This window comes from Haloferula sp. BvORR071 (assembly GCF_000739615.1).
Taxonomy (GTDB): domain Bacteria; phylum Verrucomicrobiota; class Verrucomicrobiia; order Verrucomicrobiales; family Akkermansiaceae; genus Haloferula.
This window is the reverse complement of the sequence record NZ_BATP01000025.1, coordinates 52797-79380: the sequence shown is the minus strand read 5'-3', so window position 1 is coordinate 79380 and position 26584 is coordinate 52797. Positions and strand designations below refer to the sequence as shown.

General features: G+C 63.3%; 24 protein-coding genes. 9 read left to right on the top strand and 15 right to left on the bottom strand.

Translation table 11 applies throughout. The features are described from left to right. Nucleotides 1-56 precede the first annotated feature (56 nt). Nucleotides 57-500: a response regulator gene (locus BV071_RS32975; protein ID WP_052573352.1), complete on the top strand. Its 444-nt coding sequence runs from the start codon at nucleotides 57-59 to the stop codon at nucleotides 498-500. A 10-nt stretch (nucleotides 501-510) separates the two neighbouring features. Here the strand turns inward: BV071_RS32975 and BV071_RS14215 are convergent, their stop codons facing one another. After that, nucleotides 511-852 (bottom strand): hypothetical protein, encoded by a 342-nt coding sequence (locus BV071_RS14215; protein ID WP_035608252.1) that lies wholly within the window; start codon nucleotides 850-852, stop codon nucleotides 511-513. An 89-nt stretch (nucleotides 853-941) separates the two neighbouring features. Beyond that, entirely contained in the window at nucleotides 942-1514 is a 573-nt protein-coding gene (locus BV071_RS14210) for a DUF3239 domain-containing protein (protein WP_265594436.1), read from the bottom strand. 134 nt (nucleotides 1515-1648) lie between these two features. Here BV071_RS14210 and BV071_RS32970 point away from each other — a divergent pair, with 134 nt between their 5' ends. Next, nucleotides 1649-2716: an HD domain-containing protein gene (locus tag BV071_RS32970; RefSeq protein WP_265594435.1), complete on the top strand. Its 1068-nt coding sequence runs from the start codon at nucleotides 1649-1651 to the stop codon at nucleotides 2714-2716. Nucleotides 2717-3014: 298 nt separating this feature from the next. Then, entirely contained in the window at nucleotides 3015-6026 is a 3012-nt protein-coding gene (locus tag BV071_RS32965; protein ID WP_052573350.1) for a GDSL-type esterase/lipase family protein, read from the top strand. A gap of 59 nt (nucleotides 6027-6085) precedes the next feature. Here BV071_RS32965 and BV071_RS14195 read toward each other — a convergent pair whose 3' ends face one another. Both BV071_RS14195 and BV071_RS14190 read right to left on the bottom strand, forming a co-directional pair. Further along, the gene (locus BV071_RS14195; RefSeq protein ID WP_035608247.1) at nucleotides 6086-6724 is read right to left on the bottom strand and encodes a response regulator transcription factor; all 639 of its coding nucleotides are present in this window, start codon (nucleotides 6722-6724) and stop codon (nucleotides 6086-6088) included. A 4-nt stretch (nucleotides 6725-6728) separates the two neighbouring features. Continuing rightward, the gene (locus BV071_RS14190; protein WP_035608245.1) at nucleotides 6729-8777 is read right to left on the bottom strand and encodes a histidine kinase; all 2049 of its coding nucleotides are present in this window, start codon (nucleotides 8775-8777) and stop codon (nucleotides 6729-6731) included. Nucleotides 8778-8956: 179 nt separating this feature from the next. Here BV071_RS14190 and BV071_RS14185 point away from each other — a divergent pair, with 179 nt between their 5' ends. From BV071_RS14185 to BV071_RS14175, 3 genes are read left to right on the top strand one after another with little or no spacing between them, the layout of a single operon-like run. Further along, on the top strand, nucleotides 8957-11692 hold the full coding sequence (locus BV071_RS14185; protein WP_075090917.1) for an FAD-dependent oxidoreductase: 2736 nt from the start codon (nucleotides 8957-8959) through the stop codon (nucleotides 11690-11692). Nucleotides 11693-11749: 57 nt separating this feature from the next. After that, a complete protein-coding gene (gene recO / locus BV071_RS14180) occupies nucleotides 11750-12424 on the top strand; it encodes a DNA repair protein RecO (RefSeq protein ID WP_035608242.1) in 675 nt (224 codons plus the stop codon). 11 nt (nucleotides 12425-12435) lie between these two features. After that, nucleotides 12436-13341 (top strand): tetratricopeptide repeat protein, encoded by a 906-nt coding sequence (locus BV071_RS14175; protein WP_035608240.1) that lies wholly within the window; start codon nucleotides 12436-12438, stop codon nucleotides 13339-13341. A 73-nt stretch (nucleotides 13342-13414) separates the two neighbouring features. On the opposite strand, the gene BV071_RS14170 is transcribed toward BV071_RS14175, so the two are convergent. Next, nucleotides 13415-14185 (bottom strand): hypothetical protein, encoded by a 771-nt coding sequence (locus BV071_RS14170; protein ID WP_035608238.1) that lies wholly within the window; start codon nucleotides 14183-14185, stop codon nucleotides 13415-13417. Between the two features lie 159 nt (nucleotides 14186-14344). Here BV071_RS14170 and BV071_RS14165 point away from each other — a divergent pair, with 159 nt between their 5' ends. Further along, the gene (locus tag BV071_RS14165; RefSeq protein ID WP_265594434.1) at nucleotides 14345-15217 is read left to right on the top strand and encodes a cation diffusion facilitator family transporter; all 873 of its coding nucleotides are present in this window, start codon (nucleotides 14345-14347) and stop codon (nucleotides 15215-15217) included. A 10-nt stretch (nucleotides 15218-15227) separates the two neighbouring features. Here the strand turns inward: BV071_RS14165 and BV071_RS14160 are convergent, their stop codons facing one another. Further along, on the bottom strand, nucleotides 15228-15881 hold the full coding sequence (locus BV071_RS14160; RefSeq protein ID WP_035608237.1) for a protocatechuate 3,4-dioxygenase: 654 nt from the start codon (nucleotides 15879-15881) through the stop codon (nucleotides 15228-15230). 26 nt (nucleotides 15882-15907) lie between these two features. Between BV071_RS14160 and BV071_RS14155 the strand changes: the two genes are divergently transcribed. Next, nucleotides 15908-16453, top strand: coding sequence for a very short patch repair endonuclease (locus BV071_RS14155; protein WP_075090916.1), 546 nt, complete (start codon nucleotides 15908-15910; stop codon nucleotides 16451-16453). A gap of 121 nt (nucleotides 16454-16574) precedes the next feature. Here the strand turns inward: BV071_RS14155 and BV071_RS14150 are convergent, their stop codons facing one another. The 9 genes from BV071_RS14150 to BV071_RS14110 form a co-directional block, all read right to left on the bottom strand. After that, nucleotides 16575-17348 carry a rhomboid family intramembrane serine protease gene (locus BV071_RS14150; RefSeq protein WP_075090915.1) on the bottom strand — a complete coding sequence of 258 codons (774 nt, stop codon included), beginning with the start codon at nucleotides 17346-17348 and terminating at the stop codon, nucleotides 16575-16577. A 62-nt stretch (nucleotides 17349-17410) separates the two neighbouring features. Further along, nucleotides 17411-18112 carry a phosphatase PAP2 family protein gene (locus tag BV071_RS14145; RefSeq protein WP_265594433.1) on the bottom strand — a complete coding sequence of 234 codons (702 nt, stop codon included), beginning with the start codon at nucleotides 18110-18112 and terminating at the stop codon, nucleotides 17411-17413. A gap of 75 nt (nucleotides 18113-18187) precedes the next feature. Beyond that, nucleotides 18188-19717, bottom strand: a complete 1530-nt coding sequence (locus BV071_RS14140) for an alpha/beta hydrolase (RefSeq protein ID WP_035608231.1) — start codon at nucleotides 19715-19717, stop codon at nucleotides 18188-18190. A 12-nt stretch (nucleotides 19718-19729) separates the two neighbouring features. Then, on the bottom strand, nucleotides 19730-20329 hold the full coding sequence (wrbA, locus tag BV071_RS14135) for an NAD(P)H:quinone oxidoreductase (RefSeq protein ID WP_035608228.1): 600 nt from the start codon (nucleotides 20327-20329) through the stop codon (nucleotides 19730-19732). A gap of 74 nt (nucleotides 20330-20403) precedes the next feature. Further along, entirely contained in the window at nucleotides 20404-22278 is a 1875-nt protein-coding gene (locus BV071_RS14130; protein WP_265594432.1) for a monovalent cation:proton antiporter-2 (CPA2) family protein, read from the bottom strand. Nucleotides 22279-22297: 19 nt separating this feature from the next. Continuing rightward, nucleotides 22298-22861: an NAD(P)H-dependent oxidoreductase gene (locus BV071_RS14125; protein ID WP_035608225.1), complete on the bottom strand. Its 564-nt coding sequence runs from the start codon at nucleotides 22859-22861 to the stop codon at nucleotides 22298-22300. 3 nt (nucleotides 22862-22864) lie between these two features. Next, a complete protein-coding gene (locus BV071_RS14120; protein WP_035608222.1) occupies nucleotides 22865-23329 on the bottom strand; it encodes a VOC family protein in 465 nt (154 codons plus the stop codon). 65 nt (nucleotides 23330-23394) lie between these two features. Then, nucleotides 23395-24975 carry a LamG domain-containing protein gene (locus BV071_RS14115; protein WP_035608220.1) on the bottom strand — a complete coding sequence of 527 codons (1581 nt, stop codon included), beginning with the start codon at nucleotides 24973-24975 and terminating at the stop codon, nucleotides 23395-23397. Between the two features lie 21 nt (nucleotides 24976-24996). Beyond that, nucleotides 24997-25545, bottom strand: coding sequence for a sigma-70 family RNA polymerase sigma factor (locus tag BV071_RS14110; protein WP_035608218.1), 549 nt, complete (start codon nucleotides 25543-25545; stop codon nucleotides 24997-24999). Between the two features lie 165 nt (nucleotides 25546-25710). On the opposite strand from BV071_RS14110, the gene BV071_RS14105 reads away from it, so the two are divergent. After that, entirely contained in the window at nucleotides 25711-26577 is an 867-nt protein-coding gene (locus BV071_RS14105; RefSeq protein ID WP_265594431.1) for a PEP-CTERM sorting domain-containing protein, read from the top strand. The last annotated feature ends 7 nt before the right edge of the window (nucleotides 26578-26584 follow it).

Below are 26584 nucleotides of genomic sequence, written 5' to 3'. Positions count from 1 at the left end.
GTCACCCTCCCGGCATTTCTTGCGAATGGCAGAAGGCTGGCTTAAAAGGAGACACCATGGATACCACCCGGATTCTGATCGTGGACGATGAACCGGATTTCACTGCCCTCCTGAAGGCGAACCTCGAAGAGGTGGGAAATTTCGAAGTGATGGAAGTCAATGACTCCGCGAAGGCGCTGAAGGCTGCCAAGGAGTTCATGCCCGAGCTGTGCGTGATCGATGTGGTCATGCCCGGCCTGGATGGCGGGGATGTGGTCGCGCAGCTGCGTGCGGATCCCGACCTCAAGAATGTGCCGGTGCTGATGCTGACCGCACTGGTGGAGGAGAATCCGAATACGCCGGACGGCGAGACCCAGACGGGCGGTCTGCCCTTTGTGAGCAAGACCTCGGACTTCGGGACCATCCTCGGGTGCATCGAGAAGCACATCGAGGAAGCGCGGGAGAATCCTGCGGAGGAGGAAGCTCCGAGCCGTAGTGCGGAAGTGTGGGATCTCGGGTGATGGCGACCGCCTAGTCGAGTTCGTGCTGGAAGCGGTCTTCGAGCTGAGCTCGCCGCTGCAGCTCCTTTCCGATCCAATGCGCGAGCAGTGGCAGAGAGAGAAATCTAACGAGCAGGGGCGCGAGGAACAGCGTCCATCCCAAGGTCGACATCAGGGCGGCCGTGGCGATGTCGCTGCCGCCGACTTCATGATAGATCCACAAGCTGAAGCCATTTGAGGCCGCGAGCAGGATCACGAAAGCCAGCACGGTCACGATGACGAGGCGCCCGCCGCGATTCGCCGCAGCGAAGACCTGGTTCTGCTTGAGTTGCGAGAGCCGGTAGTAGCCTTCGGGTTGGAGCGGGATGCGCATGAGCTGTGCGGGCTGGGCTGTCTGCCGCCGCGACCACAGCTGAAATTGCCGGGCCCTGCTGGGATTTCAAGCGGCATCCGGATCGAGTCTCACGCCTCCCACGCGAGCTCGTCGGGAACCTTGACGTGATAGATGCCCTCGCCCGGGCTGGGCGGCAGCATTTTCAGTCCGGCTTCCAGGGCCTGCCAACTGGTCTTGCTGATCCGTTCGAGGGTTCTCGCACGGGCTTCGCGATCCGACACCAAGCAGTCGACCACGATCGGATGGATGTTGTCCCAGTGGCCTTCCGCCCTGCTCTCCTCGCTGCCGCCGTAAAACGCCACGACGGCGAGCTGCTGCCGATGCTGGAGATTCGGCAACATGCTGAGCCGATCCCTGAAAATTTTGATGACCGGCCAAGGACGATTGCCGCTGCATTGGAGGTTGGTGTAGGCTGCCACCAAGCCCGTCTCCCGGTTATAAACGATCGCGGGAAGAAGGTCGCCGACCTGCAAAAGCTTCCGGTAGCGAACCCAAATCTTCACGTCCCGCCCGACCAAAGGCCATTGGCCGGCCGAGTCGGGCAGAAAGCTAAGAAGCCACATTCGCCAGCTCGCAAAGTAAGCGCGGTAGCGCCAGCGCGAGATCTCCAATTCGCCGGGAAGTGTGGCGTAGGTGTCCAAGGTCTTGCTGTCGCTCATGGAAGTTTCCCGGATTCTATGTTAAACCAAGGGAGGTCATAAAGCTCCCTTTGCAATTGCGGCGGCAATTCACGCATCTTTCGTGACAGGAATCGCGGGGCATGGATGCTGCGCGCGTGACTTTTTTGACAGTGGCTGCGCTCAAGGAGCAGGCGGGCGAGCAAGCGCTTGTCGCCTTCGTCGATTGTGAATTGCAGTCGCGCAGCTTGCGCCAGACGAAGGCGGGGAAGCCTTACTTGGTGCTGACCTTTGCGGATGCGACGGGGAGCTTCAATCTGAACGCCTGGTCGGATGCAGCGCTATTCGAGGCGGCGAATAGCATGCGGGATGGCACGGTGCTGCGGCTGGATGCGCAGTGGACGCAGAACCAATATGGAGTGAATGCCACGCAGATCGCGTGGGAAGTCCTGGACGGCGATGCGCTGGAGGCATTCTTCGCGGGCGATGCCAAGACGGCGGAGAAACAGCGGCGCGATTGGGAGACGATCCTGAACCTGTGCGGCAATATCCGCGATCCGCGGCTGCATGCGCTGGTAGAGCATTTCATCACCGATCTGGGCGCGAAGTTCCGTCGCGCGGCGGCGGCGCGGAAGAATCACCATGCACGGCGTGGCGGCCTGACCGAGCACGTGGCGCAGATGATGCGGACTGCGGAGGTGGTCTGCAGTGTCTATCCGGAATTGAACCGCGATCTCATGATCGCAGGAGTGCTTTTCCACGACTGTGGGAAGCTGTGGGAGAACCAGTATCCGGAGCGCGGCTTCACCCAGGGCTACACGCTGCATGGTGAGATGTTAGGCCACATCCCGTTGGGGATCGAGCTGGTGAACAAGCTGTGGCGCGATGTTGCGGAGTCTCCCGTGGCCAAGGATTGGCTGGTGCTGGAGCCGGCGAGCGAAACGGTGCGGCTGCATCTCTTGCATTTGATCGGCAGCCATCACGGGGAGCTGGCTTTCGGATCGCCGGTGCTGCCGCGCACGCCGGAAGCGATCGCGCTGCACTACATCGACAACTTGGATGCGAAGCTTGAGATGATGCGCGATGCGTATGCGCAGGCGAATCAGTTGGCAGATGGCATTTATGAGAAGGTGTTTCCGCTGCCGGCTAATCTGGTGGAGCCCTTGCCGGCCTTTGAGGTGGCGGTGGTGAGCGAGGAGGAAGATGCGGAGGAGACCTTGCTATAAGAGGGCGTAGGAGAGAATTCTCCGGTGAATCATAGTGGGGTGCTTGTGGTGGAGGTCCGCAGCCGTTCCGCTACAATGCGGAGAGCGCACCCACTAAAGGGGGATGATGATTCGGCCGGGTCAGTGAAGAGTGGCGCAAGCTGCGGTGGAGCACCGCCGTGGCTTCCCCGTCACTCACCCAAGTGAGGGGCGATGGAAACCCAAGCCGGTGTGCGCCATCGCATGGTGACTCTTCCTTGAAGGGGACGCTTGCGTGTGCTGCCGCAATGCCCATACGCCCGAATCAAAACCCGACCTCATGAAACCCCGTCGTATCCTCCCGGTCGCCGCCTTTTCCGTGGCGAGTCTATCGATCGCCTCCGCCGCGCCCTTCGTCTATCAGGGCTTCGATGGCTACAGCGCCACGCCACTGCCGGGCCAGACCATTGGCAGCAATGTTGTGGGCCTCAATGCAGCAGCGACCGTCACGAGTGCCGGGACCGGCGCGAATGCCAACGTCTTCCAAGAGGCGGGCATGAGCTTCAGTAATCTGGTGGTCAGCGGCGGCAGTGGTCTTTACAGCGATGCGACGGGGCGGGCTTCGTACATCGGTTTCGCCTACACCGGGCCGACGGTCACGGGCACGCTCTACAGCAGCTATCTGGTGAAGCTCGTGACCGCGCAGAATGCCGCCTCGGTGGTGTCGCTGCGGGTCAATGCCACGCCGACCTCGGGTGGCACCGCATCCTACTTCCATGCCTATGCGGACAACCTGGGGAATGGCTTCACCTCCAGCCAGTACGACGCGAACAACATGTCCACTGCATCGGCCACCACGCTGGCGACCAACACTCCATACGTGGTGCTGGGGCGTTTCACGAATGTCGGCACCGCGCTGTCCGCAGGAACGCCGGGCGTGGCGACGACCTTTGTTTTAACGGCCGCACAATTCGATTTTTTCAAGGAGGGCGGCTTCACCGATGCAGAGCTGGACGGTGCCGCGATCGGCAGTGGCCCGAGCAATGTGACCTCACGCGTCTCCGATGCGCCTGTCACCACCGCAACCTACACGCTGACTTCGGGCAACGGGATTCAATTCGGCCCCGGCAATGCGGGGGTGAGCCAGACCGTTGCGTACGATGAGTTCCGCTTTGGCAGCAGCTTGAACGAAGTGTTGCCGCTGGTGGCGGTTGTGCCGGATCCAGTTGCGGTTACGCTCACCGTGAATTCGGCCTCGGCCCAGGAGCCTTCAACGGCGGGTGATGCGGTGGGGAGCTTCACCCTGACGCGTGCCGGTGCGACCACCGATCCTTTGTTGGTCCGTTTGCAGTCCGGGGGCACCGCGGCTCCGGGAATCGACTATCCGGAGATCCCGCCTGGCGTGCTGATTCCCGCCGGTGCATCCTCTCTAACAGTGCAGATCCCCGCCTATACCGATCAGGTGGATGAGAATGATGAGACGGTGACCTTCACGGTGATTGCAGGAGACGGCTACATCGTACCGCCGAGTCCGTCCGGCACGGTGACGCTTTCCGACCGGCCGACGGGGGCGCGTGCCACGCAGGCGCGCTTTGTCCAGAAGCTGTCCGTGGGCCTTCCCCAGAAGGTGCTGACCTACGGCACGAGCGAGACAGCCAACGGTGTGTGGCCCGCGCGCATGACCTCGATCCTGAATTCGCAGGGGCCGGGTGTGGCGACACTCGTCAACCGCGGAGCCAGCGGGATGGCGTCGGACTATGGCATTGCGAACCTGGCCACCCAGGTCATCGCCGCCGCACCGGATGTGGTGTTCCTCGAGTTCTCGATCAATGATGCGGTGGCTCGCCTCGACATCCCCGTATCCAAGGCGCGGGCGAACCTCGAAGGCATGATCTCCGGCATCCAGACTGCGCTGCCGAAATGCGAGATCATCCTGCAGGTCTTGAACCCGGTCACAGGTCGTCCCGAAGGTGATGCCGGCTGGAGGCCGCTGCTGCCCTACTACGAGCAGGTGTATCGCGATGCGGCTGCCGCGCATGACTTCATCCTGGCGGACCATCATCCGCGCTGGCAGGCGCTGCTGGAAGAGGGCGAAGGCAACTTTTTGCCATGGGTGCCGGATGGCTTGCATCCGAATGCCGGAGGTGAGGAAAAATTCCTGCTGCCGGCGCTGATGGATGCCATCGGCGGTCCGCGTGCTCCGATCCCGAGCATCATCGTCGACAACACGGGAGCAATTGCGGTCGGCGATTGGCCGTCGAGCTCGGCGACCGCCGGGGCCTACAATACCACCTATCTGACCGATGGGAATGCGGCCAAGGGCACGAAGTCGGTGAGCTATGAGCTCTTCCTGCCGACGCCCGGCACCTATCCAGTTTACCTGCGCTGGTCGTCGCTTGATAACCGCGCCAGCAATGTGCCGGTGACGGTCTATCACGCTGGTGGCAGCACGGCGCTCACGGTGAGCCAGAAGGTCAATGGCGGGGTCTGGAACAAGCTGGGCGACTTCGCCTTCACGGGTGATCCGGGTGAGAAGGTGGTGATCGAAACCACGGGAACCGATGGCTTCGTGATCGCGGATGCAGTGGCAGTGGATCTGCCCGCGGTCTCGCTGCGGGCGACGAATGGGCGTCTGGCCGAGCCGGGTGGCACCACGGGCCAAGCGTCGCAGTCCGGATTGATCGTGAGCCGGACCGGATCGCTGGCCGCGCCGCTGGAAGTATCTCTGACCCTGGGCGGAAGCGCGGTGAACGGCAGCGACTACGATGGGCTGCCTGCCAGCGTGATCATTCCCGCCGGGAAGTCATCGGTGGAGCTGACGATTGCGGCGAAGGCCGATGCTGTGGCAGAGGATGCCGAGTCTCTGACCATCGCCGCGGTGGCTCCCGATGGCTATGAGGGGGGCACGCCGGCCAGCGTCTCGCTGCAGATTGCGGATGCCGATGATTCGCCCTTCGCCGCGTGGCAGCGCGCGAGCTTCGGTCCGGCGGACCTGGCAGATCTCAGTATCTCCGGACCAGATGCGGATCCGGATGGGGATGGCTTGAGCAATCTGATAGAGCGCTACATGGGGCTCGCACCGCTGGTGGCGAACCAAGGACCGATCGTCAGCGCGCCTGTCAACGTGAGCGGCACGAATTACGGGGCAATGAGCTTTCCGCATGCTCCAGGCACTGGCTTGGTGGGCACGCCGGAAGTCAGCAATGACCTGCAAACATGGCACAGCGGAGCAAGCTGGCTGGAGCTCACTGCGACCGGCGATGCGGGAACCCTTCAACAAGTCACGGCGCGGTCTGTCGCAGCCATGGGGTCGGCGGCCAGTGAGTTCATCCGCTTGCGGGTGACTCCCTGACCATAGCACCGCGTGGTGTCGGGATGGGTTACCCGGCACCACGCTTTCCCATCTTTCGATCAAGCGTCGGGCAATTGCACGATGCCGCGGCGCAGGGCCACGGTCACTGCCTCGGTGCGGTCGCGGACGCGGAGTTTCGCGAGGATGTTCTTCATGTGCGACTTTACCGTGAGCTCGGTGATGCCGAGGGCTTGGCCGATCTCCTTGTTGGCCTCACCTTTGACGAGCAGCCTGACGATCTCGCGTTCGCGCTCCGAGAGGACCTCGCCGCGCTCGCGGGCGGCGAGCTGGCCCGCGACCTCCAAGGGGATCCAGCGCTTGCCCTGAAGCAGCGCGTGGATCGCGGGAACGATTTGGTCGTCGGAGCTGTGCTTGAGAATGTAGCCCATGGCCCCTGCGGCGAGGGCCGCGTGGATGTCCTCATCGCCCTCGTAGCTGCTGAGGACGAGGATGCGGGCAAGGCGCTGCTCGGCGCGGATCAGGCGGATCGCTTCGAGGCCGCCGCAGACGGGCATGCGCAGGTCGGTGACGGTGACGTCCGGCAGCAGGCGCTTGTAGGCGGCGAGGGCCTCGTGGCCATTCGCGGCCTCGCCCACGACCTGGAAGTCCGGCTCGTGGCTCAGGATGTCGCGCAGACCGGCGCGGACCACGAAGTGATCGTCGACCACGAGGATCTTGTAAGGGCGTTTCGCGTTCATGGCTTCAGGAGCGGGTTTTGGCTTCAGCGGGGAGAGGGACTTGGACTTTGACGACGGTGCCGCCGCCGTTTCTTTCTTCGATGCTGAGTTGGGCGCCCATGCGGGCGGCGCGTTCTTCCATGCCGGCGATGCCGAAGTGGCCGGCCTTCACGGTGGCGGAGTCTTGATTGGCGATGCCCTGGCCATTGTCGCTCACGCTGAGGGTCACGCTCTCAGGCGTGGTCACGAGTTCGATCCGGATCAGGCCGGCCTCGGCGTGCTTGAGGACATTGGTCATCGCTTCCTGGCCGATGCGCAAAAGGTTATCGGCGATGAGGCCGGGGATCTCCGTGCGGCTGCGCTGCTGGTGGAACTCCGCCCGCGTGGCAGCGCCGAGGAAGAGCGATTGTGCCATGCGTTGCAGGGCCTCGCCGAGGTCGAAGTTCTCCTGCGAGTCCGCCCGCAGGTCCCAGATCGATTGGCGCAGCTCGGTGCGGCATTGGCGGACCAGGCCGCGCATCGCTTCCATGCGATCCGGGGCATCGCTGGCACCATTGCCGAGCGACAAGCTCAGGCCGCGGATCTGGAGCTGGAGTCCTGTTAGGCCCTGCTCGAGGGTGTCGTGCAGGTCGCGGGCGAGGCGTCCGCGCTCGGCGGCGACGGCTTGGCGCTCGCGGACTTCCGTGCGCAGGCGGGTGTTGCGCCGGGCCAGGAGAAAGGCGGTCGCGGTGACGGCCAACAGCACTCCCAGGATGATGCACAGCAGGATCAGCATGCGGCGCACGGTGAAGAAGGGTGCGGCCTTTAAGACGGTGATTGAGGCGTCATCCGGCACCAGAATCTTGAAGCTTTTCGGGTCGCCCGCGGAATCGGTCTGTACCGCGCAGACGCCGCTGACGCGCAGGGTGCTGCCGGTTTCCCAGGTGGCACCTGCGGTGGAGTCGAGTTGCGCGGTGAAGACGCCGCGCGGCGATTGCAGGGCGAGCACGGTGTGCTGCCCGCCGCCTTCAAGGGAAGTCTGGATCCGATCTAACAGAAGCCCGGAGACCGCCACCAAGTCGGCGTGGTGGAGGCCATCGCCCAGCTGCCATGCGGGCACCTCCTTGGCCTTGGGTGGCGTTCCGGGGGTGTCGCTCTTCCTCACGATGACATCGGAGAGGACCGGGAGGGAATCCAGCATGTCCCGGAAGCCGACGGCGGAGATGCGATCGCCGCGGTGCAAGCGGGCGACATCCGCGCCGCGCAGCGCGAGCCCGGCATCGCCGTCATGCAGCCACGCGATCTCATCTGCGACGTGCAAGACGGTGCCGGTGACTTGCAGGCGGTCGGCGCGGGTTTGGCCGGGATGATAGCGGAACACTTCACGCAAGGGCGTGGGCGGGCGATCCCAGGGCGATTGCTTCTCGCGCTCGCCGAACTGGATGTCCTTTTGCGAGGCCACCAGGATTTGAACGTCCACCAGTTGGTTGGTGGCCTTGCGGGCGCGCAAGGATGCTGCTACCCCAAGCACCCTGATCTTGTAGGCGATGAGCTTCGCGGGATCGAGGCCGGTGGTGTTGCTGATCCGGAAGCTGATGCGGCAGGCCCCTGAGTCGACCACCACCACGAGGTCGTTTCCGTCGACAAACTCCGCGGTGCGGATCCAGCCGTCCACGTCGACGCGTTCGCCGTTGAAGGAGCCATTGAGCAGGCCGCCTCCCGAAGCATTGGCGCAGCCGGGCAGGACGCCCTTGCCGAGGCTTTCGAAGCTGGCGTTCTCGATAACAGGGGCGAAGGGACCGCGGCTGAGTCGACCGGTGACGCGCACCTTGTCACCCACCGCAGGGTCGATGTCGCCTTGGTAGATGACCTTCATGCCGGCGGAGGCATCCTGCATGTAGAAGTATTTGCCGGCCGATGGGTCGGCCCAGGTCACGACCGCTTCGATGACCACGTCCGCGCCGGTGAAGGCTTCAGCGGTGGCCTCGTTTTGCAGCTCGCGCACGGTTCGCGCCTTCGGGGCGGCAGAAGGGGATTGCGCCGCCACGTGCATGGCGGTGCCGAGTAAAATCAAGAGTAGGAGGCGGGCGATCATGCCGGTGCAATCGCGGGATCATATCCGAAGATGCCCCCCTTTCGTCGCGGAAAAAATTCGTGGCTGCTGCTACCTAAGGGGGATTCGGCAGTTCCGCTGTGGGCTCACGATACGGGGTTTAAACCCGAGGGATCTGCGTGCCTTTGCGATGAGGGCGATCCTTCACCCGCTCTTCATTCATGAAGCCCGACAAGCGTCTCTTTTCTACTCTTCTCCTGTTGGCCACGGCCACGCTCAGTCATGCCGGCAAGATCATTGAAACGGATATCTGCGTATACGGCGGCGCTGCCGGTGGCGTGACCGCGGCGGTGCAGGTGGCACGGATGGGCAAGAGCGTCGCGCTGGTGACCGTGAACAATCACATTGGTGGGCTGAGCTCGGGTGGGCTTGGGGACACGGACATTGGCAACAATGGCGATGCCTACATCCAGGGGATGTCGCGTGAGTTCTACACGCGGATCGGGACGAAGTATGGCCTGGGCGGCGCGAAGTTTACCTTCGAGCCGAAGGTGGCGGAGGCGGTCTTCAATGAGATGATCGCGGACGCGAAGGTGCCGGTTTACAAGGATCGCCACGTGATCTCCACCACGATGGAGAACGGGCGCATCACCCGCATCACCACCAATGGCGGAGACGTCTTCCGCGCCAAGGTTTTCATCGATGCCTCTTACGAAGGCGATCTGATGAAGCAGGCGAACGTCACCTACACCAGCGGCCGCGAGGCGAATGCGCAATATGGCGAGACGATCGACGGCATTCAGACGCAGACCAGCGGCAACCAGTTGCCGTACGGGATCGATCCCTTTGTCGTGGCAGGCAATCCGGCGAGCGGACTGCTGCCCGGAGTCAATGCCGCACCGGCCGGGGCGAACGGTAGCGCCGACTCGCTGATCCAGGCCTATTGCTACCGCATGTGCCTGACCAATGTGGCGGCGAACCGCGTGATGATCGAGCAGCCGGAAGGCTACAACGAGGCCGACTACGAGATCCTGTTCCGTTCGATTGCAGCCGGGCAGACGGACCGCTTCTGGAAGCTCCGCCCGGTGCCTAACAGCAAGACCGATTCCAACAACGACTCCGGCATCTCCTGCGACTTCATCAGCGGCACCACCGCGGATTGGATCGAAGCCAGCTACGAGACCCGGGAGCAACTCGCGAAGCAGCACGAGAAGTGGCAGCGCGGCCTGGTGTGGACCGTGCAGAACCATCCGCGCGTGCCAGCGGCGATTCGGAGTAACTGGAGTCAGTGGGGGCTGGCGAAGGATGAGTTCCCCGATACCGATCACTGGCCGCACCAGCTCTACATCCGCGAGGCACGGCGCATGGTCTCCGACTACGTGATGACCGAGAAGAACTGCATGGGCACCGAGGTGGCCCCGGATTCGATCGGGATGGGCGCCTATACGATGGATTCGCACAACTGCCAGCGCATCGTCCTGAACGGGATGGTGAAGAATGAGGGCGACATCCAGCGCGCGGTGCCAGGGCCCTATCCGATCTCTTATCGTTCGATCGTGCCGAAGACCGGTGAGTGCACGAATCTGCTGGTGCCATGGAGCTTGTCCGCCACGCACATCGCCTTCGGTTCGATCCGGATGGAGCCGGTGTTCATGATCCTCGGTCAGTCGGCGGCGACTGCCGCGGCCTTCGCGATCGATGACAAGGTGGCGGTGCAGGCGGTGCCCTATGCCAAGCTGAAGGCGCAGTTGCTGGCCGATGGGCAACGGCTGACAAACAACCACAGCACCGAAACCTCGGGGATCATCCTGGACAACTCGGATGCCACGGGCGTGGCGCTCACGGGCACCTGGACGCAGACGACTTCCACCGCCGGCTATTATGGCGGCAACTACATCCATGACGGCAACACGCAGAATGGGAGTTGCTCCGCGCGCTTTACGCCGACTCTTCCCAATGCGGGGACGTATGAAGTCTTTGTTCGTTGGCCAGCCTACACCAACCGCGCCACCAATGTGCCGGTGGACATCCGACACTCCGGCGGCCTGACGACCGCCACGGTCAACCAGCAGACCCGTGGCGGCGAGTGGGTCTCGGTGGGCAGCTTCTCTTTCGCTGCGGGCAATTCCACTCAGAATGGCAGCGTTACCATCCGCAACACCGCCACCAATGGCTACGTGATTGCCGATGCGGTGCGCTTTATGGCCGGACCGGAACAGCCGGTAGTGAACGTGTGGGCGACCAACGGCACGGTGTTGGAACCGCAGTCGGGCCTCGCGGCTTCGGCGAAACTGAGCTTCAATCGCACGGGCGCTCGCACCGCGCCGCTGGTGATCAAGCTTGCTGTCGGTGGGGCCGCGACGGCGGGCAGCGACTATCCCGCGCTCCCCGCCACCGTGACGATCCCCGCCGGTGCCGGGACCGCCACGCTGACAGTTACACCTGCAGCGGATTCCCTGGCGGAGGGCAGCGAGTCAGTGGTGGTGTCGATTGGGGCGGATGCGGCCTATGTGATTGGCGAGTTGCCCAGCGCGGAGCTGAGGATCCTGGATGGGCCTTTCGATTTTTGGAAAACCTCTCATTTCCGTACCCAACAATTGGCGGATCCCCTGATCTCAGGGGCTGATGCCGATCCGGATCAGGATGGCTCGAGCAACCTGGTCGAATTCTTCGCCGGCCGTGATCCCCTGGTCGTGGACGGGGCGGCGATCACCCGATTTCTGTTGGACCCTGCACCAGCTGTGGAGGTGGAGCGGAACCGCGAGGCGCGGGAACTTTTCATGCGCCTCGAGGGCTCCCGAGATCTCGCGAGTTGGCAGCCTGAAGCGAGCGCGGAGCCGGATGTCGCTCTCGGGGCGGACGATGCCCATCAGGTCCTGCGTTTTCCGATTGGCTCGATCCTGAGCGGGGGGAATTTCTTTCGCGTGTCCATTTCGCGGACGCCCTTTGCGCCTTGAGCATGAGTGCCGCTTGTCGGCAAAGGAACGTCAGAGGATGAAAATCGGCCGCTAAAGGTGCAGCGCCTGCTTGCGCAATTCGCGAAGCTGGGCAAGTTGGCGGGCATCGCATTGAAACTATCGGCGGATTGCCGGGTTTCCCTTTCCGTCATCATGGAGCATTGCCAAGGCATCCTGATCCGCCTGACCAAGCTGACCGATACCAGTTGGATCGTTCACTGGTTCACGGCGGGGCACGGTCTGATCAAGACCGTGGCCAAGGGTGCCCGCAGCCCGAGGAGTCCCTTTGCGGGCAAACTCGACCTGTTTTTTGACGCCGAGGTCCACTGGAACCGGGCGCGGACCGGAGAGCTCCACCAGCTCCGGGAATCGGCGCCGATCTCGACCCGGGAAGCGATCCGCGGTGATTACAATGCAATGCTTTTGTCGGGGTATTGGTGCCGTTTGCTAGAGCTGGCTGTGGAACGGGAACATCCGGAACCTGAGCTTTTCGGACTCCTGAAACGAGGCCTCGACCATGTGGTTGAGAAGGGCCCCTCGATCCGTGCGATGCAGCACTTTGAGCAGGAACTGGCTAAATATCTGGGAATTGCCAGGGAGCGCCGTCACGTGGCACCCGCCCTGCGCGAGGCCTTGGGCGGTCTGCCACCCCAGCGCGCCCAGCTCCTTGAACGACTTTCACCCGCGCGGGAATTACCCGTTGCAGAATCGGAATCCGGTGATTTAAAGTAAATACACACGCCATGGACTCACCTACCACCACACTCATCCACATCCTCCGTAACCGGGTGGACGAACTCGTTGCCGCCGGCGACCTCGATGAGGCCGTTCACGCCGCCACGGCTGCCGTCCTCAAGGCACAGCAGACGCTCAGCAGCGATCTCGACAGCATCGACGAATTTGCCAGCTCGCTGGAAGTCCGCGGCGACGTCTATCGCCTCTTGGGCCGCTTTGAAGAGGCTCGCGACGACTACAAGCAGGCCATCGACCAGCTCGACAACCGTCCAGACCGCTGCCTTCAGCTCGGCCGCCTGCACGCCGGCTACGGCTCGGTGCACGACCAACTCGATCACCCGATCCGCGCGAAGGAGCTGTGGCAGGAAGCCGTCCGCTACTTTGAAATGTCGGATCCGCAGGCCTCGCTCGACATCGCGTCGATGTCCAACAACCTGGCCGTGCTGAAGCGCAACGAGGGCGACACCGAAGGCGCTGAAGCCGAGTATCTCAAGGCGCTCGAAATCCTGCACCGCGAACTGGGTGCGGACCATGAGGAGACCGCCGCCGTGTGCAACAACATTGGCGCGCTCTATCAGTCCGCCGGTCTGCACGAGCAGGCCCGCGAGATGCACATGATGGCGCTGGAAGCCCGCCGCAAGAACTTCGGCGACAATCACCACGACACCGCCCAGTCCCACAACAATCTCGCCTTGGCCCTGCTTGCCACGGGCGACAGTGCCTGGGCACGCCGCCACTTTGAGAAGGCCGTCAGCGGCTTCGAGACCTTGGGAGTGGAGTACGTCTCGGATCTGCAGGCCGTCGCGGAGAACTACTGTGCGGTGCTCCAAGCGGAAGGCGACTACGCCCATGCCGAGGAGATCGCCGCGCGGGTTCCGGGCGGGATTCAGATCCCCGAGCCGGAGCTGGCGTGATCCGTTAGGACAAAGTTTTCAGGGCACACGGGCCAATGGCCCGTGTGCTTTTTTCTTTCTTGGGAAGGTCGCCTCACTTCCCCGCCGATGCGGTCGTCGGCCCGTCCATCTTCACCTCGATCTTTTTTCCCGCGAGCCAGCGCTTGAGGACTTCCTTGTCGCCGGTGAGGAGACCTTGGACGCGGTAGTTAGAGCGGGCGAGGACTCCAGCGCTGTCGCGGTCCTCATTCACCACACACCAAGGCTTGGAGCCGGAGGAGTGGATGAAGCGGAAGCCATCCGGGCCGGTGACGAGGAAGGCGACGTGACTGTCCAGGCCGACGATACGCACGCCGGGCTCGGCCTTCGCGATCGCGGCGGCGTAGTTGTCATAGGGAGCACCGACCTGCACTTGCAGTGCTTCCTTGGGCAGGAAGCTACGGAGGATGTTTTGCGATGCCTGCTGGGCGAGCTTGTAGCGATCCACGCGGAAGCCGGCGTCCTTGAGCACGGTGGCGACGAAGTAGCCGCAGGCGATCTTGCCCTGTCCCGGACCTTCGGCGGTGCCGTGGAAGTCCCACGGCGTACCGAGCCAGCAAAGCATCATCTGAGGCAGCAGGGTCTCCAGATAGCTGCGGGTCTCGGTGAGAACCTTCTCCTTCTCTGCTGCTGTGCGGGCCTCAGCGAGGCGCTTGGCCAGGTCCTTGCGCTTGTTCTCCGCCTCCTCCTTCAAGGTGGTGTAGCGGGCGAGGTCGGGCCGGGGACCGGGGATCATCGGGGCGACGACGGTGGCACGGGTCTGCTGCCAGAGCCGACCGAGTGAGTCGCGGTAATGCCAGCAGACCGCGCAAACAATTGCAGCCAAGGCTAAGAAAGTTAGGGCAAGGCGCTTCACTCGGACAACGGCTATTCAATCACTTATACGAGCTCCTATGAAGGGAATTTTCCGATGGTTGCCATGCCATGACGATTCCGCAGGCTTTCCGGCGTGAGCAGCGGGCTGTCGGAAGATCAATCGAAGGTGATGGGACTTTCCCTATGGGTGGCGATCATCCTGCTGGTGGTAAAGGTGACCGCAGCGGTGATCACCGGCTCCTCGGCGATCTATTCGGATGCTGCGGAATCGGTGACGCACATTCTCGCGGTGGCCTTCGCGGCATGGGCCTTGAGGCTCTCGCACAAGCCCTCGGATGACACTCATCACTTCGGCCACGACAAGGTGGCCTTCCTTTCTTCGGGATTCGAGGGGGCGATGATCAGTGCGGCCGCACTGCTGATCGTCTATGAGGCGGGACGTCAGATCTTCGTGGGTTCCGTAATCACCGACATGGGGATCGGCATGATCCTGACAGCTGCGGCTGCGGTGGTGAATCTCTTCCTCGGCTCGGCACTGCTGCGGGTGGGCAAGAAGCGCCAGTCCGCCCTCTTGCGTGCCAATGGTCACCATGTGCTGGCGGATGTGTGGACCAGCGCGGCTGTGCTCATCGCACTGCTGCTGGTATACTTCACCGGCTGGAAATGGTGGGACCCGATCTGTGCGGTGCTCGCTGCTGGCAAGCTACTGTGGACGGGAGCCAAGCTGATGCGTGAGAGCTTCGGTGGCCTGATGGATGAAGCGGACCTGCAGGTGGAGAAGGAGCTGCGCGATTGCCTGGATGCCGAGTGCGATGCGCGCGGACTATCCTATCACAATCTTCGTCACCGCCATTCCGGTCGGATTCACTGGGTGGAGTTCCACTTGGTCTTCCCCGATCAAACCAGCCTGCACGATGCCCATGAGATTGCCACGCTGATAGAGAGCAAGGTGGCCTCCTTGCTCGGGCCGGAGGTCAGGGTGATCTCGCACCTTGAGCCGCGCTCGGCCGAGGGTGTGGAGCACGAGTGGGAGGTGCGCTGAGGCGCTTGCCTCAAGCGGCAGGCGTGAAGCCCATCACGATATCGAAACGTGCGGCCAGCTCGCCAGTGGTCACACCGGGCAGGGGCGCGAAGTCCACGATCACCGAGGTACGCTGGATCTCATCCTTGATGCCTTGGATTACGCCGTCGGTTTCGTTTTGCGGTTCGCCCTTGATGTAGCACTGGGTGGTCCACTTATCGCGGCCCTTCATCTTCACGGCGAAGTGGATGTGCGGGGTGCGGCCGGGATAGCGGACGGGCTTGATGGTGCGGAAATAGTATTCGCCACTGGAGCCGGTCATGAAGCGCCCGAAGCCCTGGAAATTCGAGTCGCGCTTCTCTGCATTGCCGCTGTCCTTGTGGAGATAGACGCCGTTGTGGTCGACTTGCCAGATCTCGACCAGCGCGTTGCGGATTGGATTACCCTGCACGTCGGTAACCTTGCCACTGAGGTGGGTGACTTCGCCGAGCGCCGGAGTCAGACTGTCATTCAGGCGGATCAGATCGTTGTCGGTATCGAGCGGCAGATTGATCGGGTAGAAGGGGCCCTCGGTTTGCTTGGGCGTTAGGGTGAGCGCCTCGGCGAAGGCACCCGGGACCCAGAGCCCGGCGGCCCCGAGGGTGAAGTTGCGCAGGAAGCGCCGGCGGGATGAGGGCAGGTACATGGCGGGAATCTTGAATTGTGAGGAGCATGAAGGCGAGAAATTCCACCGATGGTCTCTTCCTTCTTGCTCCAGGCTCCAAGCTCCGCGCTATTGCCCATATGGCCGACATCTGGTCACCCGAAAAGCGCTCGGAGGTCATGTCCCGCATCCGCGGCGGGAATACCAAGCCGGAGCTACTGGTGCGCTCGATGCTGCACCGGCTGGGATACCGCTTCACGGTGACAGGGCCGAAGAACAAGAGCCTGCCGGGGAAGCCGGACCTAGTGCTGCCAAAATATCAGGTGGTGATCTTCGTCCACGGCTGCTTCTGGCACGGGCACGAGCATTGCCCGGATTTCAAGATGCCTTCGTCCAAGACCGAGTGGTGGAGGGCGAAGCTGGCAGGGAACAAGGCACGGGATGCGCGGGTGGAGAAGCAGCTCCAGGGTATGGGCTGGCACGTGGTGACTCTGTGGGCCTGTGCGGTGAAGAATGCCGCGGCACGGGAGTGGCTGGAGGCGAGATTGCCGGCCTTGATAGGGAGGCCCTTGGTGAGGGTGCTTCGGGCGCGGGTGGCGGAGGAGCCTGAATGACGCGAAGCGCTGTGGGGGGCGGACACTCATGTCCGCTCGGTAAGGAGCAGCGACATTCCTGTCGCTGGAGTCCCTTCCACCGAAGCCTTGGGCGGACAAAAGTGTCCGCCCTCCACAGGGCCTACCAATATCTCCGCACCCTCGGCTGCTCCTCGTAGATCCTCCGGAAGACCGAGGGTGGCTCGTGATTCTTCATCCGCTTGCGGGCGTATAGCGCCATTGCAACGCCGGCGAGAAAGCCGCCGATGTGGGCCATGTAGGCGACGCCACCGGTGGTCTGATCCGTTGTGGCGATGGAGCCAAAGCCACTGGCGAACTGGGTGAAGGCCCACATTCCGATCACGAAGACGGCTGGCACCGAGACGATGGTGAAGAAGAAGACCGCGTTCACCCTGTTCCGCGGAAATAGAACCAAATAGGCTCCCAGCACCCCCGCGATGGCACCGGAGGCACCGAGGTTCGGGATCACGCTTTGCGGATTCACGGCGATCTGGGCGAAGGTGGCGACGATGCCGCTGACGAGGTAGAAGATCAGGAATTTCAGTGAGCCGAAGCGGTGCTCCACGTTATCGCCGAAGATCCAGAGGTAGAGCATGTTTCCGCCGATGTGCATCCAGCCACCGTGCATGAACATTGCCGAGAAGATTGTCAGGTAGATCGGTGACGGACCGGCAACCTGCGGAACGTCGTGGATCGCTCCTCCGGCATTGATGTGGGCCACGCCCACCAGGTCCGTGCCGTGTGTGATTTCGTAGGGAATCACGCTCCAACCGTAGGTGAAGGCGGGGTGCATGAGCTGCACGATGAAGAGCGCCACATTCGCCAGAAGCAACGCGATGGACACGTAGGCTGTGCCCATCACTTCGCGGTTGTCGTCGCTGATCGGGAAAAACATGCGCCTAACATGCCCGAGCCTGGGTCCGCGGTCCACGGGATTCCCGGGCCCTGCTTCCAGGTTCAGTGCCCCGCCGCCGCGAGTCGCGCCTTCCGCGAATCCATATTCACTACCGCAAACCAGAACAGAACCGCCCACACGGTGCCGAGGGCCCAGCCGGCGAGAACGTCGGTGGGCCAGTGGACGCCGAGGTAGACGCGGCTAATCCCGACCGCCAGGGTGATGAGAATCGAGAGGGCGATCACAAAAATCCGGACCCGCTTTCGCGCTTGGGTTCGAGCGATCATGATTCCGAGCGTCAGATAGACCACCGAGGCCATCGTCGTGTGGCCGCTCGGGAAGCTGGCGTCGTGAACCGTCGTGACATGTGCGACGAGGTCGGGACGCGCCCGGGCGTAGGTGCTCTTGAGAAGGTTCATGACCGCCATGCCGCTGAAGACGGAGACAAGCCCGGCGAGCGCGAGCTTCCAGCGGCCGGCAAAGAAGGCTGACGAGATCCCAATCGTCGAAACGATGGTGAGAATCGTCAAGCTGCCCAGCGCGGTGAGATCGCGTGCCATTTCCTCCACCCGCGGAGGGCCCAGCGGATCGGCGGGATTGCCCGGCTCGCGCATCATCAGGAGGATCGCTTCGTCGGCGCGGCGGAATTCGTCTTCGCGAACCTCGGATGCGAGCTTCAAGAAGAACAAAACCCCGGCGGCCGCCGCCAGTAGCAACAGGGGACCCAGGGGCTTGCGGCGCCATTCGCCGAGACGGTGGATCAAAAAACCGGGGATGGCGCGAGGCATTGGCAAAGCTGGACCCGGACAAGGCCCTGCGCAACCTCGACTCGCTCTCGTTCAATGCGCCGCTGGCAGCGCGAGGATGCGCTTGATCTCCGCGATAGCCTGCGGGTGATGGAATGAGCCGTGGCCGGAAGGTACGGTCAGTGTGGACTCAGCTCCGGCAATGTCGGCACTTTCGGGAGATACGAAGAGGTCGCGCTGGCCCTTGATCACATGGGTCGCCGTGGTAGGCACCACCGGCAATTGCCGGAAAATCTCCATGGAGCGCTGCTTGGGTTTCAGGCTCAAGATGCTGTTCACGGTGCCGTCGGAGGTGGAGTTGTAGGCGGGCTGCCACATCCCGGGGTTCTTCCTTTCGATCTCCTCGAAGAAATCGGTGAAGCCATGGCTGCGTGCTACTAAGAGCTTGCCAAAGCTTCCGACCCACGAGGCCGCCCAAGTGCTGCCCGCGAAGGGTGTCGAACAGAAGATGATCCGGTCCACGTGCTTACGAGGTTTCCAGTAGAAGGCTTCCTTCATCATCGCCCGTTCGTCCTTGGTAAGATTCATCTTTGCCAGCGGCAGGGTGAAGATCGGGTTCCAGAATGCCTCCTGCGGATCGACCACCAGCGACTTCGCCAGCAAGCCGCCCATGCTATGGGCCACCACTACCGTCCGCTGCATCGCCGGATCATCTCCCTCTGGATCGAGGAAGCGGCGGAATTCATCGAGCTGCAGGCGCATGATCCGCGCCGAGTAGAGCGGCGGCGCATTCGTTGGGTAGAGATAGTGCCAGATCTGGTAGCGCTGCCGGATCGCCGGGTCGGCCCGCAGTTCGTTCGTCAGTTCCGCCCAAGCCAGCGGCGTCGAGAACAAGCCGTGGATCATGATCAAAGGGGTACGATGTGGATCGTACTCCTCCGTCATGTAGAAGCCGGTCTTCTTTCCGGTGTCTTGCTGCAATACGGAAGTCAGGCCGCTCCGCGCCAGGCTGCGGGTATTCGCCAGCAAGCTGGCAAATGGCACCGTGAAATCCGCCGCCAGCGTCTGCCGCTTGGCCGCGAGCACCACGCTCTCCGTCTTCATCCGGTTGTAGAGCCGGATCTCCACTTCGCGGATCCCGCCGCGTGGCGCTCCGGGTACCGCCACCGCAGTGACCGCCCGCGTAATCGCCTCCGGCGGATACCACTGCTCGACGGGTTCGGTGTGCTTGTTCTCGCGGTGTCCTGTCATCACAGCGCCGACACCGTCGATATGATGGTCCTTCAGTCCGACCACACGGAAGTGATCGACGCACTCCAACTTGTCGAAATAGCCGGGTGCGAAGATTCCCTCGCCACCCGGGTGGAAGTGCACGCGATGGCTGCCTACCTGCACCGCAGCCGCAGTAACGCCCTTGGCATACTGCTCCTCAATCCAGCGCCCCAAACATCGGGTGGCGGCCTCATCACTCGCCCCATCGAAGGCTCTTGCGAGGTCCTCGTCCGTCTCCACCGCAGTGTGCGGAGCGCGGCGCTTCTCGACCAAACGCTCGAGCTTCGCCGGGACGCAGGCCGTCACGGCGAGGCTAAGGATGGTCAGGGCAATGGTCGCGAGCCGTCTCACGCCGGCAGTGGATCACTTCTTGAGCCGCGCGGCGATCGTGGCGACGTGCTGGCCCTGGAATCTCGCGAGCGAGAGTTCCTTCGCGCTCGGCTGGCGGGAGCCGTCCGGGCCGGCGATAGTCGCCGCGCCGTAGGGGCTGCCACCGCGGAGTTCGCTGATGTCCGTGAGCTCCGGAGCCGAGTAGGGCAGGCCAACGTAGATCATGCCGTGGTGGAGCAGGGTGGGGATGAAGGTCAGGATGGTCGATTCATTGCCGCCACCGGTGCCGGTGCTGGCGAAGACGCTGCCGACCTTGCCGATCAGCGCGCCCTTCAGCCAAAGCTGGCCGGTTTGATCGAGGAAGTTGCGCATCTGCGCGGCCATGTTGCCGAAGCGGGTCGGCGTGCCGAAGAGGATCGCATCGTAGTCCGCGAGTTCGGCGGGGTTGGCAATAGGGGCGGCCTGGTCCAGCTTCGCGCCGTATTGTTTGGCGATGTCTTCCGGCATGGTTTCCGGGACCCGCTTGAGGCTGACTTCCACGCCTTCGACAGAGCGCGCGCCTTCAGCGATCGCGCCCGCCATGGTTTCGATGTGGCCGTAGGTGGAGTAGTAGAGGACGAGAATCTTGGTCATGGTTCTCCTGTTTTAGGAAAACGCCGGGCCATGTGACAGGCGGAAAGTGGGGCAGCTTCGAAAGTTGTCCCACTTCAGGGCACGAGGTCGTCCTTGGTATCGCCCTTGGCAGGGGGGATCCAGCCTTCGTCCACGCCTTGCAGCGGGTCCGCGCGCATCACTTCATCGAAGATCACCTGCGACTCGCGGGCGACGCTGAGGAAGGTCGCGCGGTTGTGGCGGTGGGCCACCATGCGGCGGACGAAGGTCTCGTCGGCCTTGCGGTAGAGCTTGGCCGCGCGCTGGGCGGTATAGGCGGGCATTCCGAGCATCCGCATGACATCGCTGCCCATCCGCAGCGAGGAATCCAGCGTCTCGCGATAGACCCGCTCCTCGCCGGCCTCAAGATAATCGTAAGCCTCGCGACGGCTGTGGGCGCGCAGGAAGATCTGCAAATGGGGGAAGTGCTTCCGCGCGACGCCGACGATCTTGAGGCTGATTTCCGGATCGCGCAGCGCGATGACCAGCACCTTTGCCCGCGCGGCACCCGCGGTCAGCAGCAGATCCGGCCGGCCCGCGTCGCCATAGAAAACCGGGAAGCCGAGTTGGCGCAGGGTGTCCACCTGCTCCGGATCGTTGTCGAGTACGGTGGACTCGATGCCCTGGGTGTGGAGCAGACGGCCCACCGCGTGGCCGTAGCGGCCGAAGCCACAGATGATGACCGAAGCCCCCTCGTCCCGCACATCGCTCTCGCGCTCCTCCTTCGGATCTGGAGGTCCACTCAGGGAGAAGCGGTGGCTGGCCATGATCAGCAGCGGCGTTGCAGCCATGGTCAGTGCCACCACCGCGACCAAGGTGTGCTCGACTTCCGCGCTGAAGACTTCAGCTCCGGTCGCAAGCGCGATCAGCACAAAGGCGAATTCCCCGCCGGCCGCGAGGGCCGAGGCGAAGACCAGTGCCGAGCAGGAAGGGTTGGCCCGCCACCGCGCCAAGCCGAAGAGGAGGCCACCCTTGAGCAAAAGCAGGCCTGCCGAGGCACCGAAGACGGTCCCGGGATGCGAGGCGATGTGCTTGAAATCGATGCTGGTGCCGACCCCGAGGAAGAACAGGCCTAACAACAGACCCTTGAAGGGCTCGATGTCGCTCTCCAGCTCGTGGCGGTATTCGCTGTTCGCCAGCACCACGCCCGCGACGAAGGTGCCCAGAGCCGCCGAGAGTCCAACCTTGGTCATCAGCAGGGCCACGGCGATGATCAGGAGGAGGGAGGTCGCGGTGAAGGCCTCGCGCTGACGCGTCTGCGCGATTGCCCGGAAGAAGGGCCGCACTGCCACACGGGCCACCAGCACGATCAGCACCACTGCGCCGATGGTCGCCAGCGGCCGCGTCCAGACCGGCCAAGATTCCATCCACGCGACCGCACCGTCTGAATGATGACCCGCGGCTACCGGCTTGCCAGCCAACAAGGGTAGCAAAGCCATGATCGGAATGACCGAGAGGTCCTGGAAGAGCAGCACCGCGAAGGAATTCTGCCCTGCCTCCGTCCGCATCAGGTTCCGTTCCGTCAGGGACTGGATCACGATGGCGGTGCTCGACATCGCGAGGATCATGCCAATCGCCAGCGCCGCCTTCCAATCGAGGCCGAAAGCCATTGCCATGGCCGCCACTACCAAAGTCGATCCGACGACCTGCAAGCTGCCGAGACCGAAGATCTGCTTGCGCATGCTCCACAGGTGGGAGGGCTGCAACTCCAGCCCCACCAGGAAGAGCATCATCACCACGCCGAACTCCGCGAAGTGGGTGATCTGCTCGCTCTCCCCGCCCACCCATTTCAAGCAAGATGGTCCGATCAAGGCGCCGGCGACGAGGTATCCCAGCACTGCGCCAATTCCCAGGCGCTTGCCCACCAGCACCGCCAGCAGGGCGGCGGTGAGATACATGAAGGCTTGGGCGAAGAAACTTTCGAAGGCCACGGCGGATCAGATCAATGGATCAATGGGGAGCGGCTAGCCAGAGCGGGGCACTGCCATCGCGCAAAGCCGAAAGCCAGTCACCATAGCGCTGGGTCCAGCCGGTGAGTTCGGCGGAATCGATATGATTGGCCCCGTGCACGGCGAAAGCCTCTGCATATCCCATGCCGCAGAGGCGCGCGGTTTGTTCATAGGGCGCCAGCAGCTCGCGGACCGTGAAGAAGTTGGAGCCCTCGCGGCGGTAGGCGTCCTCGGGGCCGCCGGCGCTGATCGCCTGGGCCAGAATCTTGCCGCGCAGCTTGTCCCCGCCTTCGCCGTAGGCCCAGCGGTATTCCAGCACGAGGTCGAGCCACTCCTTCACCAGAGCGGGACTGCTATACCAGAAGAAAGGATGCTGGATCACCACCGCTTCGTGCTCTTCTAACAGCTTCTGCTCGTCCCGCACGTCGATCAGGAAATCCGGGTAGGTTTCGTAGAGATCGTGCACCGTCACGCCCGCGGTCGCCTTGGCGGTAGCCAAGAGCGCGCGATTCACCCGCGACCGGTGGAAGGCCGGATGCGCAAACACCACCAATACCTTGGGCATGGCTTAGCTATTCGCTTCCCCCCACGATTTCATCGCGGCGTCCATCTCTTCCATCGAGACATCGCGGACGTGCGCGGCGAAGGACCAGCGGTAGCCGAAGGGATCATTCACCCGCGCGGTCCGGTCGCCCCAGAATTGGTCCATCGGCTCCTGCGTGGGCGTGGCGCCTGCGGCGACGGCCTTGGCGAAGGCGGCATCGACATCCGGCACGTAGATCATGAAGGCACAGCCCTTGCCGACTTCAGGGGCGATGGCCCCGTAGCCCGGATATTCATCGGAGATCATCATCCGCGAGTTGCCGATCGCGAACTCGGCGTGGGCGACTTTCCCTGAGCTGGGATCGTCCATGTTGAACTTCACTTCCGCGCCGAGGGCACGGACGTAGAAATCGAGCGAGGCACGCGCATCGCGGGCGGTCAGGGAGGGAGTAACCGAGTGATAGCCTTCTGGAATGTGGGAATCGCTCATGGCACCCCACCCTTGGCAGGGGAGCGCTGGCTTGGCGAGCGGGATTGTCGGGCGGATTTGAAGGCCTACTTCGCGGTCAGGCTGGCAATCTCACTGGCGGATAGCGCGCGCGTGAACAGTGCGAACTCGTCGATCCGCCCGTTGAAGCTGCGAATGATGCCGTCCTTCTGCTCCGGTGCCGCAGGGTCGAAGTTGCCGAGGTTGGCCAAGCCGAGTTGCACCGCGGGCCGGCGCTTCATGGGACCCGAGGCGACTTCCTTGCCGTTGACGAAATGCTTCATCACACCGGCGGTGCCGTCGATCACCGTGGCGAAATGGATCCAGCGGCCGAAATCCTGGGGTGTGACCACCCGCGGGCTTTCCAGACGCTCCCATGAATCGAAGGCGAACGCTTTGTCCGCGCGCAGGCCGAGCAGCAGGCGTCCCGATTTGTCCAGTTTCCAGTGCACCTCGCCGATCTGGGTCGGGGCCATGGAGAAGATTGCGTTGTGATCCTGCGGCAGGCTGTCGACCCGGACCCAGGCGGCCATGGTTACGGAGGGGACGCTGCCACCCTCGGCTCGGAAGCGCACGCGGTCGCTGGTGCGTGCGAAGCCGAGCGCCCCTTTGCGGGTCCAGCGGCCGGGCAGGGGATCGCAGCCGACCACCGTGCCGTGGGATCCCGCCGCGGCGTCCTGCGCTTTGTTCTGTAGGAGCGAGTCACCTGGCACGATGTCCTCGAAATCGAAATAAACCTTCAGGTCTGGAAGCTTGCGGACTTCCTGTGACGCGCTGCGCCAGGTCTCCCATTTGGCCTCGGTCTCCCGGGCTCCGGCTTTCAGGAAGCTGGCGGGGTCCACGAAGGTCGCGCGGTTTGCGGTGATGGCTTCCCATTTGCCCTGGCGGATGGCCACGCCATTGCCCTCGCGCAGGTCCTTCTTGGCGCTCGCGGGCAGATCGCCCTGCAGCTCTACCTTGCCGTCGAAGACGTGTACCTCGCAGGCCTTTTCGCCTGTCACGTTCATGCCGAACTCCGTGCCTCGGTCGACGACCTTGAGGTTTTCGTTCAGCACGGCGAAGCCTTGTGCCGCTGGCGGCACCTTGGCCGTGAGCTTGCCTTTCTCAAGTCGCGCCAGATCCGGCGAGAGCAGTTCCAGGCTGGCGGGGCCTTCCAGGATCACGCGGGCACCGCTGTAGAAGTCCAGGCGCAGGGTCCCCTTGGCGATCTTCAGCCAGCCCTTCGGCAGCGGCGATCCTTCACTGAAGTTCGTGCCCTCCCATTGCACGTCGAGTGCCTGCCCGAGGGTGGCCACGTGGCTGCCACTGGTAGCCGGCTTGTCGACAAGTTCTTTGGGGTCCTTCTTGCCGAAGGGCAGGAGCCACCAGCCCAAGGCTAGGCAGGCGGCGATCCCCGCGGCTGACATCCATGCGCGGCGGGCGAGAGGGATTACCTTCTTCTCCGCGGCGGGATCGGCCATCACCCGCTCGGTGCGGCTCTGGAGCCCCCACTCGCGCGCCAGTCCGTGCCAGTCGCAGCGGTCTTGGAAGATCTCCCGTGCCCGCGAGGAGCCGAGCAGCATCTCCTCCAGCTCGCGCTTCTCCTCAGCCGTCAACTCCTGGTCGAAGTAGGCGGCGATCAAGCGCTCGAGGCGGGTTTCGTCGAACATGGCAGACTCGCGGGAAAGGGGTCAGGAGGCCGGGGCCGACATTTTGCGCAGGACGCACTCGCGGAGGAAAGCCCGCGCCCGCGAGAGGGTGACATTCACCGATTGCACCGTGCAGCCCATCATCCCGGCGATCTGTGGCGGCAGGTGATCGCCGCGGTAGCGGAACTCGATCGAGCGGCGCGCCTGCGGAGCGAGTTCCTCGATGCAGGCGGAGAGCAGCGCCAGGCGCTCGTCGCTGTCCGTGCGGAACTCGGCCTGTTCGGTGCCGAGTGCTTCGAGGACCTCGACCGAGAGGGACTCGCAGCGGCTCTTGCCGGCGCGGAGGGTTTCCAGCGCCTTGAAGCGCGCGATCGTCTTCACCCAAGCGGTGAAGCTGGTGCCGAGCTCGAAGGCGGCCGCCTTGCGGGTTACCACGATGAAGGTTTCCTGCACCACGTCATCGGCCAGCGAGAAGTCCGGGATGATCGAGAGGATATAGCTGCGGATCGCCGGCTGGTATTTCAGGAACAAGCCCTGCACCGCGGCGGTGTGGGCTTCTCCCGGTGTCAGCTTGTCAGGGTCCTCGGGCATCGTTTCGCGTCACAGATGGAATGTCGCGGGAGCTCCCGCAATTAGCATCCACCGCGAATTTTTTTTCAGGTGCTTTGCTAAGTCCGGGGTGATTCCGGCCATCCAAGCATGAATCCCGCGCCCGGTCCCAAGCCGGCAGAGCGCGCAAAACCCCAAATCATGCCCGTGAAATTCACCTCCCTGCTACTGCTGTCATGTGCCTGCGCGTTGCCCGCCAGCGCCGTGAACCTGATGCTCGATTTCGGCAACCCCGCCACGAACTCGGTGGTGGCGGACCCTTATCTGACTCTCAGCCCCGCCCATAGTGTCGGTGCTATCCCAGGTACCCAGACGAGCTGGAATACCATCACCACCTCCTCGGATCGCACGGATCTGATCTATGCGAATGGGAACTCTGCTTCGACCCTTACCCTTGATCTCGGGCAGGAGTCTACCGGCGGGAATGGCACGATCGATTTCGGCACCGGCATCGGTAACCTCACCCTCGCCGGCACCGGCGGGGGTGCCTCGGGGCAGCAGAGCTTGCTCGGCACCGGTTCGATCTACGGGACCAATACCAGCAGCACCGCTGCTACCCGCGACGGCTTCTTCGGCAGCGGTGCCGCGACCACCACCGGCGCGGCGATCGGGATGCGCCTCGATGGCTTGGCCGCCGGTGACTACGTCGCCTATGTGATGGCGCGGAACACGAACACCAGCACGGCCTCGTATCCGATGAACATCTATTCGAGTGTCGCTGGGACCTCGACTTCCTTCGCCTTCAGTTCGCTGGCCGCAGCGGTCCAGGCGAACCCCGGCTACACCACGGCCGCTTACGCGGGACAGTTCACCTCCTTCGTGCTGGGGGACAACTATCAGAAGATCAACTTCACCATCGCCGAGGGCCAATCCTTCTTCCTCGCCGTCGATGGCGGCAACGATGCGATCGATCGTCGTGGTTTCCTGAACATGGTGCAGGTCGTCTCGGTGCCGGAGCCGTCTTCGCTGCTGTTGGGTGCCCTCGGTCTGCTTTGCCTGCGTCGCCGCCGCTGAAGCGAAT